Here is a 19,006-nt window from a genome sequence, read left to right as displayed (position 1 = left end):
GGAGTTATCTTATCTTAAAACGATTGTCGTCGTCATCATCTTTCCCGTGTTTCATCAACTGAATAAGCTCCGAATCGTTATACTCCGGAGCAACTAACGGTACATTCTCAACATAGGCCGAAGTTGGGTCAAGATCGAACATTTTAGTGTCGGACGTTCCAACCTTTTTCATAAGATTGTAAAAATAAAGTATTGTGTTCCTCCAAAATCCGAGGGAGATATTATGAAATACACGATCGACAGCGACAAACAAGAAATCGCCCCGTTTATTTTCCTGCGACGAATAACGGGATGCAAGGTTAACAAGCCCTTCGCCCTCCATTTTGTTAGCAATAAGTTGCACAAACTGATCGGCATGTACTCCAACCTTAAAACCGACCAGAATATCAATACGGAATATTTTTTCGGCAATAAACGTTTTTACCGAATAATCGAAGTCGTAAGGTCCATCGGTACGGTGTATATGTACAAACCAATAAGTATCGGCACGTTTAGGCGTTCTTTCAAATAATGAATAAGCAATTTTACTTTCCAGCGCATTTTTATTCTTCGCCCTTGTTATATACACAAGGTGAGTCGCAAACTTCGGTATACTCTCGTCCTCGCTTATAAGCCTTATTTTTTCGATGTATTGGTCGTCTACCTGATCGTAAATAGTATGTTTTCGCTTAATACGCCGCCCATTGTACCAGCAATACATCATAATAAAAACAACTCCAGCTATAAGCATCGATGCAAAACCTCCGTGAGCAAACTTTTGCATATTGGCTACGAAAAAGCTCGATTCTATCGAGATAAAGAACATAGTTAACGGAATACTCATCCAAAGAGGCTTATTATTCTTTATGAAATATATAAACAGTAGAATGGAGGTCATTAACATACTCAAAGTAATAGAAAGCCCATACGCCGCCTCTAAAGATGTTGATGAACCGAACATAACAACCATCAACAAACAAAGTATCATTAACGTATAATTTACCGATGGAATGTACATTTGTCCTTTAATGTTTGTGGGATATTTTATATTCACATTAGGCCACAGATTTAGGGATATTGCTTCGCTGATTATGGTAAAAGAGCCACTGATAAGCGCCTGACTGGCAATTATGGCTGCAAGTGTTGCAAGCCCTATACCCACAAGCCTGAACCATTCGGGCATCATCATAAAAAAAGGATTAACCTCAGGCTGAACTTGAGCCGGATTATTGATAATCCATGCTGCCTGCCCCAAATAGTTGATTATAAGCATCGATTTTACAAAAATCCACGATATACGGATATTTTTCAGTCCGGTATGGCCTAAATCGGAGTAAAGAGCCTCAGCTCCCGTAGTACACAAAAATACTGCTCCCAGAATTATAAGGGTATTGGGCGTCTCAATTATGAAGTTTATTGCATAAACAGGGTTAAAAGCCCTCAACACATCAAGATGTTCAACAGTGTGTCCAAAGCCTATTACTCCCATTACAGCGAACCAAACCAGCATAACGCTTCCGAAATATTTACCAAGAGACCCCGTACCAAAAGGCTGAATTATAAACAGCCCCAATATGATAGCAACCGTGAGAGGAACAACCGGAACCGAAGGAAAAATAGCATTTACACCCTCCATAGCAGTTATAACAGTAATTGCAGGAGTAATTGCACCATCGGCAAGTAATGTGGCAGCACCTATTGCAGCAATAATATATGCCCATCGGTACTTTTGCCTAATCAGGGCAAAGAGCGACAAGATGCCACCTTCACCATTATTATCGGCTCTGAGGGTTATCAGCACATACTTAACGGTTGTTTGTATAGTTAAAGTCCAGATAACACACGAAACAGCCCCAAGTATATATTTAGGATCGGCATAATGCCCAACAGGTAACCCTAAAATAATAGACTTCATCACATATAACGGGGATGTACCTATATCGCCGTATACAACCCCAATAGCCATAATAATACCGATAGGGCCAAATGGGACTCTGTGTCGCTTATTTTCCATAAAAAACCGATTAACGAGTGGTGTTAAAACCCACTTTCATAAAACAAGCTATAAATAGAAAGGTTCAGTGGTTTTTCAAGCTTTTACAGCATCCGTTGCCAAATCATTCTGCTAAGCTTCAGAAATGCCTTCCAATTCAAAGCAACAGGAAGAAGAAATATGTTATGATAAGATTTCCATATTTTGCATCCGTAAATCCAACGGAAACAAGTAACAGCAAGAAAGGTATCGTAATCGTAGGCTCGGCACAATTGGTTCGCACCGACTAATTTTCGTAACCAAGGCCTCAACAACCTAAAGTATTCTCTTCGGGATATATCAATTGCTTTAACATCCCTTAGGGCAGCATGAAGGTTTATCTCCTCGTCCGTAGCGTATATTCCAAGATTTACCAATTCGCGTTTCATAACGCTCTTTACCAAAGTATCGGCAAGTTTTTCTTTTTCCTTACTGATATTATTTTGATGCCATCTGTACTTTATAAGAGGGGTCGGAATATTTTTCAACTTATGCTTTACCGATAATCTGCACCAAAGATCATAATCTTCAGCAACCGTAAACCCCGGATTATAAGTTTCATCTCCAAATAGTTTCTTTCTAATAACAACCGACGACTGGATAAAAGTATTGCTAAACAACAGGCTACACCTTATCTCTGCTGCCTCAGTTGCAATTTTAAGAACTTTCCCCTTCTTTCCTTTTTCGTCAATCTGTACCCCCCACGAACCACACATTCCGTAACGTACATTTTTATCGAGAAAATCAATCTGTGTTTTAAGCCTGTTTGGCAGAGCAACATCGTCACTATCGAGAAAAGCTATATATTCGCCCAAAGCCATATCAATCATTAACCGACGGGTAAATATCAGCCCTCTGTTTTCCCCGTTGTTGTGATACCTTATGCGTTTATCATTATACGAATTTATAATTGCTTCGCTGTTATCGGTAGACCCATCGTTAACAACAATAAGCTCCCAATCAGTAAAAGACTGATTAATAACACTATCAATAGATTCGGTAAGAAACTCTCCGCTATTGAACACAGGCATGAGAACAGACACTTTCGGCATAGCTCCGCAAAATTAAATTAAAATATTGAAAACCGAAATGATCTTATTTAAAAGCACAACTGAACCTTACCTACATTTTGTTTGTTATTTAGTCTGTGTCTTGATTATATTAATTTTTCGTTACAATTAAGAAACATAGTTATTAATGATTTTTTGTATCTTTGTGCCCAATTCTAAGTACAAGCAAAATAGATCATAATGCAAGAAAACCAAGATAAAATTTTAGACGATATAACATCCGGAGATTATAAATACGGTTTTCACACTGATATTGAAACCGAGATAATCCCTACCGGATTAGACGAAAATGTTGTAAAGCTTATTTCGTCGAAAAAGAATGAACCTGAATGGATGCTCGAATTCCGATTAAAGGCCTACAAACACTGGCTCACAATGGATATGCCAAAATGGGCACACTTGAATATTCCCGCCATTGATTATCAAGCAATAAGCTATTACGCGGCTCCAAAGAAGAAAGAGGGCCCTCAAAGTCTGGATGAAGTAGACCCCGAGCTATTAAAAACCTTTGACAAACTGGGCATTTCTCTCAACGAACAAAAACAATTGGTAGGCATGGCAGTAGATGCTGTTATCGACAGCGTTTCGGTAAAAACCACCTTCAAGGAAACTCTTGCTGAGAAGGGAATCATATTCTGTTCGTTTAGCGAAGCTGTTCAGGAACACCCTGAACTTGTGAAGAAATACTTGGGATCGGTAGTTTCTTACCGAGACAATTTTTTTGCAGCTCTAAACTCTGCTGTATTTAGCGACGGATCGTTCGTATACATACCTAAGGGTGTAAGATGCCCTATGGAATTATCTACCTATTTCCGTATAAATGCAGCCAATACCGGACAATTTGAGCGAACACTAATTGTTGCCGACGACGACTCGTATGTCAGTTATCTCGAAGGATGCACTGCTCCTATGCGTGACGAAAACCAGCTTCATGCTGCAATTGTTGAAATTATTGCGATGGACAGAGCAGAAGTAAAATACTCTACTGTGCAGAACTGGTATCCGGGCGACAAAGAAGGTAAAGGTGGCGTCTATAATTTTGTGACCAAAAGGGGCATTTGTAAAGGCGTGAATTCAAAAATATCGTGGACTCAGGTAGAAACCGGCTCATCTATCACATGGAAATACCCATCGTGCATATTGGCCGGAGACAATTCTATCGGAGAGTTTTACTCGGTAGCCGTTACAAACAATTATCAACAAGCCGACACAGGCACTAAGATGGTACATATTGGTAAAAACACCAAAAGCCGTATCGTATCGAAAGGAATTTCGGCCGGACAAAGCCAAAACTCGTACAGGGGACTGGTAAAAGTGTCGCCAAAAGCCGAAGGAGCCCGTAACCACTCGCAATGCGACAGTCTCTTACTTGGCGATAAATGTGGTGCACATACGTTTCCATATTCGGATATACATAACGAAACTGCTATTATAGAACATGAAGCAACAACGTCAAAGATCAGTGAAGACCAGATTTTTTACTGTAATCAACGGGGAATTCCCACCGAAGATGCTGTAGGCCTTATTGTTAATGGTTACGCTAAAGAGGTTATGCAGAAACTCCCTATGGAATTTGCTGTTGAAGCTCAGAAGCTGCTCCAAATAAGCTTGGAAGGTAGTGTTGGCTAATTATAATCAAATTTATTTGATTTATTTTGCCAGAACTACTATCGTCTTATACATAGATAAATTGTTAAAAAGATAATATAGTTTGGTTTAACGTCATTTATTTAACTATTTTTGCGACACGAATTCTTTATTTAGGAAATATCTCAAAACCTGTTTCCTAAGATGAATTTAAGACTATTACGCAAACTAGAATACAGGACTTAATTTCATTTGCACGAATATATGCAATACTATGAACTTTAACTGTTATATTTATTAGGCAGCCTATGAATCTTCGCTACTCAAAGTATATATCGTCTGTTTGTGTTATTACAGATATAATCATCGTGTGTGGTTTATTCTTTGTATTATACTCAATCCAACTAAAAGGTGAATTTTTGTTTGATGGGGCTTTTTCAACTCTTTCTGAATATTATAATGCTTTCCTTCTATTTATTCTCAGTTGGTATCTTATCGCACAAAAGACTCTCTTATATAAGATATATCGCAGTTCCGACTTGTTGTCTATTGCTAAAAAGACAATTATACAGATCTTATATTTTGGAATCGTTGTTTATGCATTCCTAAATTATCACGATCAAACCACATTTTCGGCCCGATATTTTGCCATCTATTTTTTTTCGTTGTTCATTCTCGCCATATTGTCGCGCTACATTATCCTTTTCTGGTTGAGAAGACACAGAACCAGAGGTGGGAACCTAAGGCACATAGTTTTTATAGATAGCAACTCAAGCACACGTATGCTGGTAAAACTACTCCGAAAACGTAAAAGTTACGGTATGGATATCAAGGGAATCTTTCTTGAAAATGCCACAGAAGACGATTCGAAAGATATTTACAAGTTCGACATAACAAAGTTAGAGACCTTTTTGAAGGAAAACCACATAAACATGTTGTATTTTTCGGTTGGAGGCGAATTATCTCAACATTTATCCGAAATACAAAAAATAGCCTACCGCAGCAGAATTCAGTTATTTTACATCCCTGATGCTGTAGACGACTTACCGAACAATCTCAGAATAGACTACTTTGAAGCAATACCTGTGATGGCAAATAAAAAGTTACCACTTGATAATGTATTCAATCAAGTGATAAAACGTATTTTCGATATTCTTTTTTCATTAACAGTTGTAATACTTATACTAAGCTGGCTATATCCATTATTGGCTTTATTTATAAAACTAGACTCAAAAGGACCGGTACTCTTTCTTCAGGATAGGAACGGGCTAAACGGACAAACATTCAAGTGCTTCAAATTCAGAACAATGAAGCCCAATTCGGAAGCAGGCATTGTAGCAACCGAAAAGAACGACCGAAGGATAACCCGTATGGGACGTATACTGCGAAAAACAAGTATCGACGAATTGCCTCAATTTTTAAATGTATTGCTCGGCAACATGTCGATAGTAGGACCACGCCCTCATATGGTGCATCAGGACAATTATTATAACAACTTGCTACCCAAATACTGTATCAGATATTATGTGAAACCCGGGATAACAGGCTTGTCTCAGGTATCGGGGCTAAGGGGAGAGATCAAAACTGACGAAGACATGGAGAAGCGTGCCCTGACAGACTCTTATTATGTACAGAAATGGTCGCTGATGTTGGACGTTTTGGTAGTATTCAAAACAGTATACTATATGGTTGTAGGCGATAAACAGGCTATCTGATTTCAACCAAGTACAACGCCAAACGTATAAATACTGACTTTTATATCTTCATTCGCCTCAATAAGTGCTTTAACACACGATTCGGACGTTGCCCCCGTTGTCAGAACATCGTCAATCAGCAGTAAGTGTTTTCCCGAAAACAGGTGAGGATTTTCGGCTTCGAATATACCCTCAGTATTTACTATTCGGTCGAATTTCGATTGTTTGGTTTGCGAGGTATTATCTACAACCCTTTTCAGATTTCCACTGCATACGCTTATACCCGTTTGTGTCGCTATCCCCTCAGCAATCTTTTCTGCCTGATTATAACCCCGCAGCTTCATTCTGTTCGGATGCAAGGGAACAGGCACAAGATAATCAATATCGTTTAAGAAAGTACTGCCTTGCAGTTTGCTTCCGCATAATTCGCCCAAATAGCATCCTAAATCGGGGTTGTTATTATACTTCAGTTCGTGAATTAAAGTCTGAACACTTCCCCCTTTAACAAAATAGGCAAAAGATGCTATACGGCAGAAATTAAAACGCCCTGCAAAAAGCTCCTCTATCTTATTATCCTTCAACAAATGAAAATCTGTTTCGGGCAAATCTGACAAACATGACAAACAGATATATTTTTCGCCCCTTATCAAACGTTTTTTACAAACTGTACATACAGGAGGAAATAACAGATTCAGCAAGTCAGAAAAAAGAGCCATCATCGGTTGGTTTTAAAAGCTTATGAAGGCACTTTTGCACCAATTCGTAACCGAACCCTCTACCGGCGGCAAAACGTGCCAATTTCATTCTTAATTCGTATTCATTCGCAGCTTTTACCGTTCTCACCTTTTTTTCGAGCAGAGCCATTAGTGGTGCTTCAAATTCGTCTTCTATATCCAGTTCTTCGAAAGAGGCATGAATAAGTGTTTCGGATATTTGCTTTTTACGCAGTTCGAATACAATTTTATTTTTTCCCCATTTATTGAACCTTAGCTTATCCTTAATGAAACTCTGGCAAAAACGTTCTTCGTTTAAAAAATTTTCTTTTTCGAGATACTTTATAATGCGTTCTGCAACTTCAGGGCTAAGTTCCCAAGTTGTAAGCTTTTTACACACATCATATCGGCACCGTTCGGCTTTTGCACAATAAGCTGCTATTTTAGCTATTGCCTGATTTTCGTTCATATTTGCATCATACACTTCAATAAATCTACCTATATAGAATTACACCTTTAATTTAATATCTTTAAAGCCTCCTTCCAGAGAAAACCTGACATATCTGACAAAAATATGCAAATTTTCGGTTTGGAGACTTTTATTGCATGTGTAATAGGCTTTTTATTATAATAAAATTTCACGAATAGGTTATAGTCTAATTTGTTTATTCTACCCAACTATAACAACACCTCTTTTTTAAGCCTTCAATTACATATTATAAAAAAACCTGACACATCTGACAGTTTTTCTTATCTCTAAAAAATCAGTACTCATAAATAACCAACAAAGGAGAGTAAACTACTACTCCCCCTTGTTTATAGATAAATTTAAACTAAATATTTTCGATTCTAAAAAGAACGTATTCCCATTATTTCGCGAACCTCGCGTAGAGTTTTAGAAGCACTTTCGCGTGCTTTTTCACGCCCTTGCATAGCTACCTTGTGCAGATAATCGTCGTCGTTTTGTATAGCCAATATACGCTCTCTGATGGGTGCTATTGTTTTTATAATATCCTCAGCCAATTGCTTTTTCAAATCGCCATAACGTATTTCGGCCGTATTCCATTTTTCTTCGAAATGAGCCACCACATCGTCGGTCGATACAACTTTAAGTATTGTAAATAAATTCTCGATGCAATCGGGTTTTGGAGAGTTCGGTACGGTTGGTCCCGAATCGGTTAAAGCGCGTTTAACTTTCTTCTCTATCGATTTAGGATCTTCGTTCAGATAAATACAATTTCCTTCCGATTTTCCCATTTTTCCGCTACCATCCAATCCCGGAATTTTGATAAGTTCATTACCAAAATTATAAGCTACCGGCTCTTTAAAATATTCTACTTGGTAAAGATTATTAAAGCGGCGGGCAAACTTACGCGTCATTTCAAGATGTTGCTCCTGATCTTTCCCCACAGGCACTTTGTCGGCGTTATGCATCAATATATCGGCAGCCATAAGCGTAGGATATGTAAGCAAGCCTGCGTTTATATTGTCGGGATGTTTTCGGGCTTTTTCCTTAAACGACGAGGTTTTTGCCAGCTCGCCCATATAAGCATGCATATTAAGAAGCAAGTAAAGTTCGCATACCTCGGGAACATCGCTTTGCACATATATAGTCGATATCTCGGGATCGATACCTGCCGCAAGGTACTCGGTAAGAACATTTTTAACATTGCCGTGCAGCAACTTAGGATCGGGGTGTGTGGTGAGAGAATGATAGTCGGCAATAAAGAAAAAACATTTGTTTTCTTGTTGCATCTTCACAAAATTTCTCAATGCACCATAATAATTTCCTAAGTGCAAATTACCTGTCGAGCGGATACCGCTAAGAACTGTTTCCATATTATCAGTAAAATATTTTTAGAAACACAAATTTACGAATTTGTTTACAATATATCAGGATACCAATGCGTTTTTTACAGAGAACGCTCAATCTGGCAATCTTTCGGATTAGAATAACAATAGCGACATTTCGATAAAAATGCCGCTATTGTTATATAATTGTGTAGAATATTTGACTAATTAACCACCATGATTTTGGTAACAACACCATCTTTTCCGTCTTCGCTCGACCCGAATACAAGATATACTCCTGTGTCAACTTTTTCGCGTCCAACATTTCGTCCATCCCACAAATACTGTCCGCCAATAGATATTCCCTGATTTATCAGATTTCCACGAACGTCGGTTATTTTAACTGTAGAATTAGCTTTTAATCCGGTTATAGTTATAGGACCATCATAATCGGGGTGTACAGGGTTGGGATATGTATACACATTAGAGTAACTATCGCTACCTGCCGTTGCTTCGGCCTTAAACGAAACCAATCCTTTTTCTGTTCCAATATACACAACACCCGTTTCGGAATCTATTGCCAGCGAAAGAACATTATTAGACGGCATCGGCGAATTATCCATTGTAAAATGGTACAAGTTCTCGTATCCGTTAGCACTTACACAATATACACCAACCGGTGTTGCAAGCCACTTTCTGTTTCCTCCATCAACACATATTGCATTAACCCTGATATTTTCGAGTAAAATATCGGCATTGTTCGTTCCATCATTTCTGGGAATTTTTATCTTATTCAATGGTATTGTCGATTTATTGAATATATTAGACGAATTATAGATGACAAATACCCCAATATCGGTACCTACCCAAATATTTCCGCTGGCATCCTCTTTTAAATCCTGAATCCTTTTTATTGAAAGAAGTGCTCCATCTTGATCGTAAAACAACGAATTTCCTCCTATCAGTTTAGTTTTATGAACTGATACATTATCAATATCTCCGTTTTCGTTAAAAACAAAGATGTAACATGTATTCTTATCTCCGGCAGTTCCCAGCCATTTGTTATTATACTTGTCGATAGCAAGTGCTTGATTATTCGACCCAAGATCGGCAATTTCTGAGTATTCTATTGACTTCCATTGAGGGGTATCGTCCCCGGGGTTGAGCAATACTTTTATCCGGACACCTCCTGTTGCACTAGGAAGCGTAGGAGAAATATACTTATTGCTTAACCATAATCTGTTTTTTGAATCGAAAACCAACGAGTTTATACGCATCCGACTATCAGTAGCACTGAATTTAGATAAAACTCCTCCAGTCGTTTTTTCATCATGCAGAAATTTGTACTCTTTGTTTTTAAATTCATACAAACCTTCCTGATTCCAGGTTGCAACAAATACATTGTTCGGATCCTTAGGATTAGCTATTACATAAATAAAGTCTCTTGAATCACGTCCTCCCGATGCCGCATCAGTTTTAGCTTTATCATAGTTATACCATTTATTATTTTCAAACTCGCTCAATTTTCCGGGCATTCCAAACGAATTCATATTTGTATAATATCCACCCACTAACAATAACTTCCCTCCTGCTTGCGCCATTTTAAAGGACAGATTACTCAATGGACCTGAAGGACGTATACCTGTTTGTATTTCCTCAAACTGTCCTTCATTGTTTACTTCAATCAAAGACAGGTTTTTTGAGTCGAAAGCAGCCCAATACCTATTCTGTTTATCAGAATGAGGTACTATATTTCTCAGATTGTTTGCATCAATCGAAACCTCCCGTGGAGCTTCGGACAAATTCGCAAAATCCCAAAAACGGTAAGATGTTGATATTATCAAACGATTATTCTCTGCAAGCATTTTCAATGGTTCAGATATTGCAGGAAGCATGTTTGCCGAAGTTCCGTCAAAAGAGTAAACCCCTTTTTGTTTGATAAGAAATATCAGCTTATTATCGAAGGTAAGAAATTCATTAATCTCTTCGTCTGAAAAAGTCCAGCTGCTACCTACATATTTATTGCTTAACTCAAATTTCTCCCAGTTTTCAGGAAATTGAATATTCTTTGTCGGATCGACAGTCATAACCCCTTGAGATGTGGCAACATACAACAAGCCGTTATATAACACAGACGAATTGAATGTATATCTGAAAATAACCGATTCTTTTATTTCCTGCTTTGCAATGTTCAAAACAAGCAATCCGAAGTTAGTAGACAAATACGCGTAATCATCGTTTATAAAAATATGATTAACTTTTTTGTCTAAGTTTGCTGAAAGATTTTTTAAATCGGGAATGTTTACGATATTCGAACTCGAATATATCAGATCAATATCTGAGTTTTCACTGATTGATATTAAACATTTATGTTTTTTACTATAAGCAATTTGCGCTACTGCATCCGATCCAATAGTTTTTACATACGTATCAGTAAGATCATCGGATGGGCTATAACTAAATAGCTTTGTGTCATAATATCCACTTTTATTTTGTTCGGCAACTACAGCAAAAACAATATCATCGCCTAAAGCAAGAGTTTCGATGTTGCCTTCATATGAAAAATGCGTCTGAAAATTCCACATTTTTTGAGAAAATGCAGATAACAGAGTAGTTGTAAGCAATATTATTGTTAAAATGTTTTTTTTCATGCCCCTCTTAATAATTTATGTAATGCTAATGTACAATTTATAATGCAAATATAACTTTTCGGTTGAATAAAACCGAAAATATAAGCTATTTTCGTGATACTGCGGTCTATATAATTTTCCTATAAAAAAAGAATAAGCTATATTTGTAAACTAAAAAACTGAAGTTTTATTATAACATAAACTTATGAAAATAGCAATCGTTGGAACCGGATATGTTGGACTTGTTACCGGAACCTGTTTCTCTGAAGTTGGAACCGATGTTTATTGTATAGATGTTGATGCAACAAAAATAGAAAATCTAAAAAAAGGTATCATCCCCATCTATGAACCGGGACTGGAAGACATGGTAAAGAAAAACTACGACGCCGGACGGTTACATTTTTCCACTGACCTTAGTGCAATACTTAACGATGTAGATGTTGTTTTTAGTGCCGTAGGAACTCCTCCGGATGAAGATGGAAGTGCCGATCTAAAATATGTTCTGGACGTTGCACGTACAATAGGAAAAAATCTGAATAAATATGTTCTGGTTGTTACTAAAAGTACTGTTCCGGTAGGAACAGCTCAATTAGTAAAAAAAGCCATTCAAGATGAATTGGACAAAAGAAACATGTCGGATTTAAAATTCGATGTAGCATCCAATCCTGAATTTTTGAAAGAAGGTGCAGCGCTTGATGATTTTATGCACCCCGACAGAGTTGTTGTAGGTATTGAATCGGAAAGGGCCAAAGAGTTGATGGATAAACTATATAAGCCGTTTACGATCAACAACTACCGAATGATTTACACCGATATTCCTTCGGCCGAAATGATTAAATACGCCGCAAATGCAATGCTGGCAACCCGTATCAGCTTTATGAACGATATTGCTAACCTTTGCGAGTTAGTAGGCGCGGATGTGAATAAAGTACGCACAGGTATTGGCTCCGATGTGCGCATTGGATCTAAGTTTTTGTATGCAGGATGCGGATACGGCGGCAGCTGCTTCCCTAAAGATGTTAAAGCATTAATTAAAACAGCTAAAAAATACGGATACGACATGAAAGTACTCGAAGCTGTTGAGGAAGTTAATGAAAAGCAAAAGAACGTACTTTTCGAAAAGATAAACAAACACTTTGCCGGAGATATTAAAGGAAAAACATTTGCAATATGGGGATTGTCGTTCAAGCCAAAAACTGACGATATGCGCGAAGCACCTTCCTTGGTATTGATAAATCATTTACTAGAGGCCGGAGCAAAAGTAAGAGTATTTGACCCTATCGCCATGGAAGAAACACATAAAAGAATAGGCGACAGTGTACATTACTCAAAGGATATATACGACTCTGCCCTTGAGGCCGATGCCATTGTTTTAGTTACGGAATGGAACGAGTTCAGACTACCATCTTGGTCGGTTGTGAAAAAAGTAGCTAAAGGCAATGTTGTTTTCGACGGGCGTAATATATATAACAAACAAGAACTTAACGAAGCAGGTTTCTCCTATTACAGTATAGGAAACGCATCTACTGACAGATAAGCTTCAGACGGTTCGTTTTTGTTATCAGAAAATATACTAAAACTTTCGGAATAAAAGAATATTTCTTTTTCCCGAAAGTTTTTTCTTTTAACTTTAAGGCAACATTATCACCTAAAAGTGGAGAGAAAATGAAAAAGTACATTTCAGCTTGTATACTATCATTGTTAATGATTTCGTGTGCTACTACAGAATTTTTTAATATTGAAATACAAAAACCCGCTCAATATCCCCTCCCTCTTGACATAAAAAATGTTGTTATTGTGGATAACACAATAACGCAACCGGCCGATATAGGACATAAAAACATAATTGGGAATAGCGAAGAAAGCATTTCGGTATCCAGCGACAGTGTAAGCACTGTTCTGATAGAGTCATTAGCCCAGTTTTTAGAAGAGGAAAAGTTTTTTGACAAAGTTACCTCCCTTAAAAGTCCTTTGCGTCAAACAGGGTCTTTTTTACACGAATTACAAATCGATTCGTCCACTGTTCAACAAATAGCACAAACAGAAGAAGCAGATGGCATAATATCTTTGGATAAATTGATTATGCAATCCGAAAAAAAAGCTGCGCCTCTAGGCGACGGACTAACACAAGAGAAGATGAAGTTATACATCGAAGCCCGTTTCAGAATTTATTCGGCTAAAGGATTGTTAATATCACCATCTATTTTGTATCAGGACACCCTACAATGGGAGAATACTAAATACCGAGACCTTAAAATAACAGACTTTAACCCCGAATTAGAAGAAATACCTTATCCTCGCAAAAAAGTACTATATCAAGGAGCTATATATATAGGTAGCGAAATGGTAAAAATGTTTACACCTTATTGGGAAAACCAAACCCGATGGTATTACACCAATGGAAGCACTAATATGCGACAAGCCGCGGCAAAAGCTTCGGGAAACAGATGGGATGATGCTGCATCTGTATGGGAAAACCTTTTCGACAAAGAAACCAAGCCCATAAAAAAAGCTAAACTAGCCTCGAATATTGCCGTAGCAAATGAAATGCAGGATAATATAGAATCGGCTTTCGAATGGAGTCTGCAAGCTGTTGATTTATACAACTCCGTTGATCTGAAAAATAAATCGGAGAATGATGCAATGAACGAAATCAGGGATAAAGAATATTCGAAAGAATTAGCCCGAAGAGTTAAAGACATGGAATTGCTTAGGAAATAATACCTGTCAGCATAAAATCAGCTGACAACTCCACTATAAAACACTCATAGACAAGTCTTTAAGCAAAGCGTTTCGATTTTCATTTACTGTCCGTAAATCAGAAACAACTTTCCATTCAGCATTAAATTTGTCCGTCACATCTATTTTAAAATCTTCGGAACCATACAAGTCGGCCTTTTCGAATAAATAATTCACTGTTATTTTATTTATATCTATTGCCGGAATATACGCCGGAACAAGATCGTCATGAGTTGGTGTTGATACAATTATCCCGATTTTGTGAAGGAAAGTCAGCGTATCATTCGTCAGCTTTGTTGGTATTTTGTACGTTGCCGATAATTCATTTGCAGTGTAAGGCATTCCCCCTATCTCGAAACGCTTTACAATAAGAGTTGATAATAATAATACAAGAAAATCCTTATAACGGCGACTTATGTTATTTATCTCTCGCTCGAAACTATATTTCTCAATATTTTGACTGGCAAACGACAACTCGGCTCCAATCAAACAAATGAGCCACGAAAGCTGCAACCAAAGCAGTAATAAAGGCAAAGCCGCAAAGCTACCATATATTGCATTGTATTTCGATATCCATATTTGCCCGCTAATATAAATGATCTGAAAAAGCTGAAATGCTAATCCTGCAAAAAATCCACCAAACAAGGCACTCGTAAACTTTACTTTAGTGTTTGGAATATAAACATAAAAGAAAGTAAACAACAATATAGTAATTACAAACGGTATAAACTTAACGACAGGGCTAATGAAAAAGCCGATAAAATCGATATCGAGAGATGAGTTCAGGAAAATAGTTAATCCCGAATTACATATCAGAAAAACAGGAGCAATAAGAAACAAAGCCATATAATCGGTAAATTGCCTGTAATAAGAACGCCCTTGGCTTACACGCCAAATATTATTGAAGTTTTCTTCTATATTCGACATCAAACTTATTACTGTGTATAGCAACATAATTATACCCACGCCAACAAATACGCCTCCGGATGCGTATTTAAGCGATTCATCGACAAACTGCATTGCCTTTTCGAGCGCAGTTTGCTGTCCCTCGAAATAATGGAACAATTCGCTTTTAACAATATTCTGAAAACCAAAGCCTCTTGCTATTGCAAACAAGATAGCCAACAACGGCACCATAGAAAGCAGTGTACTGTATGTAAGCGAGCTGGCACGTGTGTTCAGCTGCGATGCATTGATGTTGCGAAATGCAAGAATAAACGACTTGATTACATTGTATAAACTAAGCTTCGACGAGCTTGTAGAATCTTTATCGATTCTCCATATATCGTACGATAAGAATTTTATTATCTTCTGAATTCTATGTTTTATCCGGCTAACCATTTATTTATACAAGGTTAAATCTTATAAACAATCAACATAGTATATAAAGTTCACTTATTTGCAAAAAAGTGCAGCCTGTCTGTAAGCCGGGTTCTGTACTCCGTAAACAGAGTGTTTGTCATTTATCTACGCCAGATGTCACCAAATGGCTCTAGCGACCTACCCCCCAACATCGGGCGAGCAACCCTACATGCGTTGGTATACATGGTCTTGCAACTCACAAGAGGTACGGCTCAGGACATTGCTGCCCCAACCGGTAGGCTCTTACCCCACCTTTTCACCCTTACCCGAAAAACAGGCGGTTATTTTCTGTTACCCTACTCTACCCTCGCGGATAGCTTCCCGTTAAGAAATGTGATGCTCTGTGTTGCCCGGACTTTCCTCTTTCCGCCAAAGCGGACAGCGACAAACCGACCTGCTGCACTACCGCAAAGATAGCGATTATTTTAACCGTTAATCAGTTAAGATCTATAAAAGCTCAGGCGTTACGCACAACAACAAAAATATCAGCATTTTACAGAATATAGAAGGAATAAAAAAATGCTGAAAGAAAAAAAATCAGTTATATTTAAAATATATTTCAGCCTCGTTCGTCTTCAATAATAGCAACATGTCCATAAATAGTTATTAGTTGAAAAGCGATGGGTATTAATTTATTAAAGAAGTGTTTTAAAAAGAGTAACGAGAAATCGTATTTGTTTATCTCGTTGAAAGACTGTATAGCTTGCGGATATTGTGCCGAAGCATGTCGCCGCGATGTATTATCGATATATTGGGAGTCCGGCAGCCCTTGTGCTGTAATCGAACATCCCGAAAGATGTAGCGGATGCGGAAAATGCGTACAAGCTTGTGTATTTAGTGCAATAGAAATAATTAAAAAATAAAAGTTATGAAAAAAAGTTTCAGAGTGTTTTTACACATATTGGCATTTGTTGCAATATTTGCAGCAGCAACAGCCGTGGTAATGTTATTGTGGAATGCGCTTATTCCATCTATTATAGGTTGGTCGGCCATCAGCTACTGCCAGGCAGCAGGGCTGATTATATTAAGTAAATTGTTGTTCGGCGGATTCGGGAGGCATGGTAATTTTAACCATTGGGGTGGACGCCATAACAAAAAGCAACACCGCGAGTTTAAAGAAAAAATGAAAAATATGTCGCGCGACGAACGCCGGGAATTTATACGTCAACGTATGATAGGCAATTGTTGTGAGCCTGAGAATGAAAAATCGGGACTCGAAGACTAATGAAAAAAAACGATTTCGTAAATAAGAACCCAAATGCGGCAGATGTTGCGGAAATATACAACACCTATCGTTTGCCGCTTAAAGGATTTATTGCAAAGCATATACCTTCGAAAGAAGATTGTGAAGATATCCTGCACAATGTGTTTTATCAGCTAAGCAGAATCGATCTCGAAGAAAATCCTATCGAGCAAATGTCGGCATGGTTGTATTCGGTGGCACGTAATCAGATTATTGATAAAAGCCGCAAACACAAGGAAGAGGAATTACCATACTTTCACGACTCGGACGACGACGAAGTGGTAGTTCGGGATATTACCCAAATGCTTTTGGAAATAGATTCGCCGGAAACTGATTTTATGAAAACACTGGTTTGGGAAGAATTGGAACAATCTTTATCGGAATTACCTCCCGAACAGCGGGAAGTTTTTGAACTGACCGAACTGGAAGGTTTTTCTTTCAAAGAAATATCAGAAGCTACAGGTATAGGCGTAAACACTCTTATTTCGCGTAAGCGCTACGCTGTGCTTCATTTAAGGAAACGGTTATTGGATTTGTACGAAGATTTATTATCGGAGTAGAGGTTACAATGATTCTTTTAGGTTATCGAAAACTATTTTCAAAAGGCGTCGGACTTCTTCGATGCCTTTTTCGTCTATTCCAGCAAGTGCATATTTCATGGTATCGTAAACTGCTACTTCGGCACGTTCCTGTATAGAATGTCCTGCCTCGGTCAAGTATATAAGATTTGCCCTACGATCGGTTGGCGGAGTTTTACGGTACACTAGTTTTTGCTTAACTAAATTGTCGATAAGACGGGTCATACTGGGTTTGTCTTTAAAAGTTGCATCGCATAATACCTGTTGGGTAATACCGTCTTCCTTCCAAAGAAAAGACAATACAGTCCATTGTTCAGGTGTAATATCCAGCCCTTCTTTTTTGAAGTTCCTGTACAATTTACGGTTTATGGCAATAGATACTTTCCCATTTATAATCGGGAAAATAAGGTCAAGTTCTTTGAATTCGTCTTCTATCTTCATTTAATTTTGTATGCATTAAAACCCTTACTTGCCAAAGTTAGTATAAGTTTATCTGAAATTTATTATAGATAAATTTCTTTCAACAATCTGAAATAATAAAAAATCAGGTTTTTTATCCAACTTATCTATTTCCTGTAATGTCAATTCTCTGTCGAAGCAATTGCTCCGTATAAGAGATGCACGCCTAATAGAAGTTGAAAAAGGATTTTTTACGGCATTAAAAAAAGAATCCCGATAAATTAATGCTGTTATTTGAGATTTTTGATTGAGATTTCTTATATAAGTTATATTACACCCTTTAAGCATTTCATTTATTTCTTCAATTTCACCAAATTCGTCGTTTTTTATTACAAAATCGGTTTCCTTAGGATATATTTTAAGCAAGTTAGTTAAGTCTCCCCCTGTCTTTCCGACTTGTTCTATTATTGTTTTATTTTCATCAATTATGTTCAAATCATAATCTTTACTAATTTCATGAATAAGTTTTTTTGTTCCAAGAAGAGCTCCGTAATTATTCCAATGAGAATCATTTTTCAGGAATAAAGTAACACTATCTTTCAAAGGATATATATATTCTCCCATATCAATAGTATTAATCTGATAGTTTTTTTTCAGTTCACTTATTAACACCGATTTAAAGCGGATTTGTTTATTAGCCTTTAGTGGAAGATACTGCGGATAAACACTTCCCTTATCGGGAGAAATAGCAAAATAAAAACCTATTCCTAAACTATCGCAAAATTGTTTCATTTTTTGAATATTATCGCACGTGCGTTTTATGTTTGCCAAATCTATCGGACTTACTCCTAATACATTATTATAAGCGAAATTATTTTCGTTTCCTAAAAAATACCAACCATCCTTTCCTAATATAACACTGTTAGGGATAGGACTCTCATGCATATATTCTCTGAAGAACGACATGTATCTGTCCGACAATTTATCTCTAAACGCATGATGATCTATAATAAAATTATTCAAGCCAACAATAAAAGATGTAGAATGAGAAATAGAAAATTGAGGAAATTGTGCCATATTACGGTTCTCACTATTCTTGGCATTTTCTGTGTAAAAAAGCATTCCCCAAAATGGCGCAGAACTTATTAAGATGAAAATAACGATAAAACAATAATAGATCTTTCTCATA

16 protein-coding genes and 1 other RNA gene are annotated in these 19,006 nt (G+C 37.4%); 7 read left to right on the top strand and 10 right to left on the bottom strand.

The features are described 5' to 3' along the window. Positions 1 to 4 precede the first annotated feature (4 nt). Both D0T53_RS02215 and D0T53_RS02210 read right to left on the bottom strand, forming a co-directional pair. Positions 5 to 1,993: a KUP/HAK/KT family potassium transporter gene (locus tag D0T53_RS02215; protein WP_163264629.1), complete on the bottom strand. Its 1,989-nt coding sequence runs from the start codon at positions 1,991 to 1,993 to the stop codon at positions 5 to 7. An 83-nt stretch (positions 1,994 to 2,076) separates the two neighbouring features. Next, positions 2,077 to 3,063, bottom strand: coding sequence for a glycosyltransferase (locus tag D0T53_RS02210; RefSeq protein WP_255489371.1), 987 nt, complete (start codon positions 3,061 to 3,063; stop codon positions 2,077 to 2,079). Between the two features lie 198 nt (positions 3,064 to 3,261). Here D0T53_RS02210 and sufB point away from each other — a divergent pair, with 198 nt between their 5' ends. Next, entirely contained in the window at positions 3,262 to 4,710 is a 1,449-nt protein-coding gene (gene sufB, locus D0T53_RS02205) for a Fe-S cluster assembly protein SufB (RefSeq protein ID WP_163264625.1), read from the top strand. Between the two features lie 266 nt (positions 4,711 to 4,976). Beyond that, the gene (locus D0T53_RS02200; RefSeq protein ID WP_163264623.1) at positions 4,977 to 6,383 is read left to right on the top strand and encodes an exopolysaccharide biosynthesis polyprenyl glycosylphosphotransferase; all 1,407 of its coding nucleotides are present in this window, start codon (positions 4,977 to 4,979) and stop codon (positions 6,381 to 6,383) included. Positions 6,384 to 6,385: 2 nt separating this feature from the next. Here D0T53_RS02200 and D0T53_RS02195 read toward each other — a convergent pair whose 3' ends face one another. The 4 genes from D0T53_RS02195 to D0T53_RS02180 all read right to left on the bottom strand — a co-directional run bounded on the left by D0T53_RS02195 (position 6,386) and on the right by D0T53_RS02180 (position 11,517). Next, entirely contained in the window at positions 6,386 to 7,081 is a 696-nt protein-coding gene (locus tag D0T53_RS02195; RefSeq protein ID WP_163264621.1) for a ComF family protein, read from the bottom strand. Further along, positions 7,062 to 7,544, bottom strand: a complete 483-nt coding sequence (locus tag D0T53_RS02190) for a regulatory protein RecX (protein WP_163264619.1) — start codon at positions 7,542 to 7,544, stop codon at positions 7,062 to 7,064. The genes D0T53_RS02195 and D0T53_RS02190 overlap by 20 nt, the downstream gene beginning before the upstream one ends. 380 nt (positions 7,545 to 7,924) lie before the next feature. Then, positions 7,925 to 8,914, bottom strand: a complete 990-nt coding sequence (trpS, locus tag D0T53_RS02185) for a tryptophan--tRNA ligase (protein WP_163264617.1) — start codon at positions 8,912 to 8,914, stop codon at positions 7,925 to 7,927. Between the two features lie 176 nt (positions 8,915 to 9,090). Further along, entirely contained in the window at positions 9,091 to 11,517 is a 2,427-nt protein-coding gene (locus D0T53_RS02180; protein WP_163264615.1) for a hypothetical protein, read from the bottom strand. A 184-nt stretch (positions 11,518 to 11,701) separates the two neighbouring features. On the opposite strand from D0T53_RS02180, the gene D0T53_RS02175 reads away from it, so the two are divergent. Together D0T53_RS02175 and D0T53_RS02170 are read left to right on the top strand one after the other, a co-directional pair. Then, positions 11,702 to 13,033 carry a UDP-glucose/GDP-mannose dehydrogenase family protein gene (locus D0T53_RS02175; RefSeq protein WP_163264613.1) on the top strand — a complete coding sequence of 444 codons (1,332 nt, stop codon included), beginning with the start codon at positions 11,702 to 11,704 and terminating at the stop codon, positions 13,031 to 13,033. Positions 13,034 to 13,161: 128 nt separating this feature from the next. After that, positions 13,162 to 14,217: a DUF6340 family protein gene (locus D0T53_RS02170; RefSeq protein ID WP_163264611.1), complete on the top strand. Its 1,056-nt coding sequence runs from the start codon at positions 13,162 to 13,164 to the stop codon at positions 14,215 to 14,217. A 33-nt stretch (positions 14,218 to 14,250) separates the two neighbouring features. Here the strand turns inward: D0T53_RS02170 and D0T53_RS02165 are convergent, their stop codons facing one another. Both D0T53_RS02165 and rnpB read right to left on the bottom strand, forming a co-directional pair. Beyond that, positions 14,251 to 15,576 (bottom strand): YihY/virulence factor BrkB family protein, encoded by a 1,326-nt coding sequence (locus D0T53_RS02165; protein WP_163264609.1) that lies wholly within the window; start codon positions 15,574 to 15,576, stop codon positions 14,251 to 14,253. A 66-nt stretch (positions 15,577 to 15,642) separates the two neighbouring features. Beyond that, an RNA gene (rnpB, locus tag D0T53_RS02160) (RNase P RNA component class A) lies at positions 15,643 to 15,998 on the bottom strand. Positions 15,999 to 16,217: 219 nt separating this feature from the next. Between rnpB and D0T53_RS02155 the strand changes: the two genes are divergently transcribed. The 3 genes from D0T53_RS02155 to D0T53_RS02145 are packed head-to-tail and all read left to right on the top strand — an operon-like array spanning position 16,218 to position 17,400. After that, positions 16,218 to 16,460 (top strand): ferredoxin family protein, encoded by a 243-nt coding sequence (locus D0T53_RS02155; protein WP_163264608.1) that lies wholly within the window; start codon positions 16,218 to 16,220, stop codon positions 16,458 to 16,460. A gap of 5 nt (positions 16,461 to 16,465) precedes the next feature. Further along, positions 16,466 to 16,822, top strand: coding sequence for a hypothetical protein (locus tag D0T53_RS02150; RefSeq protein ID WP_163264606.1), 357 nt, complete (start codon positions 16,466 to 16,468; stop codon positions 16,820 to 16,822). Then, positions 16,822 to 17,400, top strand: a complete 579-nt coding sequence (locus tag D0T53_RS02145; protein WP_163264604.1) for an RNA polymerase sigma factor — start codon at positions 16,822 to 16,824, stop codon at positions 17,398 to 17,400. The genes D0T53_RS02150 and D0T53_RS02145 overlap by 1 nt, the downstream gene beginning before the upstream one ends. A gap of 3 nt (positions 17,401 to 17,403) precedes the next feature. On the opposite strand, the gene D0T53_RS02140 is transcribed toward D0T53_RS02145, so the two are convergent. Both D0T53_RS02140 and D0T53_RS02135 read right to left on the bottom strand, forming a co-directional pair. Next, positions 17,404 to 17,859 carry a MarR family winged helix-turn-helix transcriptional regulator gene (locus D0T53_RS02140; protein WP_163264602.1) on the bottom strand — a complete coding sequence of 152 codons (456 nt, stop codon included), beginning with the start codon at positions 17,857 to 17,859 and terminating at the stop codon, positions 17,404 to 17,406. Positions 17,860 to 17,907: 48 nt separating this feature from the next. Further along, positions 17,908 to 19,005: a hypothetical protein gene (locus D0T53_RS02135; RefSeq protein WP_163264600.1), complete on the bottom strand. Its 1,098-nt coding sequence runs from the start codon at positions 19,003 to 19,005 to the stop codon at positions 17,908 to 17,910. Position 19,006: the final 1 nt, after the last annotated feature.

Origin of the sequence: Dysgonomonas sp. 216, from assembly GCF_010501065.1 — a bacterium.
Taxonomy (GTDB): Bacteria; Bacteroidota; Bacteroidia; order Bacteroidales; family Dysgonomonadaceae; genus QVMM01.
The sequence above is the reverse complement of the archived record's forward strand: the minus strand, read 5'-3'. Positions and strand labels throughout refer to the sequence as shown.

Excerpts from the sequence above, each read along its gene's own strand:
- D0T53_RS02200 (WP_163264623.1), top strand. The coding sequence starts at position 4,977 with ATGAATCTTCGCTACTCAAAGTATATATCGTCTGTTTGTGTTATTACA.
- D0T53_RS02135 (WP_163264600.1), bottom strand. The coding sequence starts at position 19,005 with ATGAGAAAGATCTATTATTGTTTTATCGTTATTTTCATCTTAATAAGT.
- D0T53_RS02180 (WP_163264615.1), bottom strand. The coding sequence starts at position 11,517 with ATGAAAAAAAACATTTTAACAATAATATTGCTTACAACTACTCTGTTA.
- D0T53_RS02215 (WP_163264629.1), bottom strand. The coding sequence starts at position 1,993 with ATGGAAAATAAGCGACACAGAGTCCCATTTGGCCCTATCGGTATTATT.
- sufB (WP_163264625.1), top strand. The coding sequence starts at position 3,262 with ATGCAAGAAAACCAAGATAAAATTTTAGACGATATAACATCCGGAGAT.
- D0T53_RS02145 (WP_163264604.1), top strand. The coding sequence starts at position 16,822 with ATGAAAAAAAACGATTTCGTAAATAAGAACCCAAATGCGGCAGATGTT.
- D0T53_RS02190 (WP_163264619.1), bottom strand. The coding sequence starts at position 7,544 with ATGAACGAAAATCAGGCAATAGCTAAAATAGCAGCTTATTGTGCAAAA.
- D0T53_RS02175 (WP_163264613.1), top strand. The coding sequence starts at position 11,702 with ATGAAAATAGCAATCGTTGGAACCGGATATGTTGGACTTGTTACCGGA.
- D0T53_RS02140 (WP_163264602.1), bottom strand. The coding sequence starts at position 17,859 with ATGAAGATAGAAGACGAATTCAAAGAACTTGACCTTATTTTCCCGATT.
- trpS (WP_163264617.1), bottom strand. The coding sequence starts at position 8,914 with ATGGAAACAGTTCTTAGCGGTATCCGCTCGACAGGTAATTTGCACTTA.
- D0T53_RS02170 (WP_163264611.1), top strand. The coding sequence starts at position 13,162 with ATGAAAAAGTACATTTCAGCTTGTATACTATCATTGTTAATGATTTCG.
- D0T53_RS02210 (WP_255489371.1), bottom strand. The coding sequence starts at position 3,063 with ATGCCGAAAGTGTCTGTTCTCATGCCTGTGTTCAATAGCGGAGAGTTT.
- D0T53_RS02165 (WP_163264609.1), bottom strand. The coding sequence starts at position 15,576 with ATGGTTAGCCGGATAAAACATAGAATTCAGAAGATAATAAAATTCTTA.
- D0T53_RS02155 (WP_163264608.1), top strand. The coding sequence starts at position 16,218 with ATGGGTATTAATTTATTAAAGAAGTGTTTTAAAAAGAGTAACGAGAAA.
- D0T53_RS02150 (WP_163264606.1), top strand. The coding sequence starts at position 16,466 with ATGAAAAAAAGTTTCAGAGTGTTTTTACACATATTGGCATTTGTTGCA.
- D0T53_RS02195 (WP_163264621.1), bottom strand. The coding sequence starts at position 7,081 with ATGATGGCTCTTTTTTCTGACTTGCTGAATCTGTTATTTCCTCCTGTA.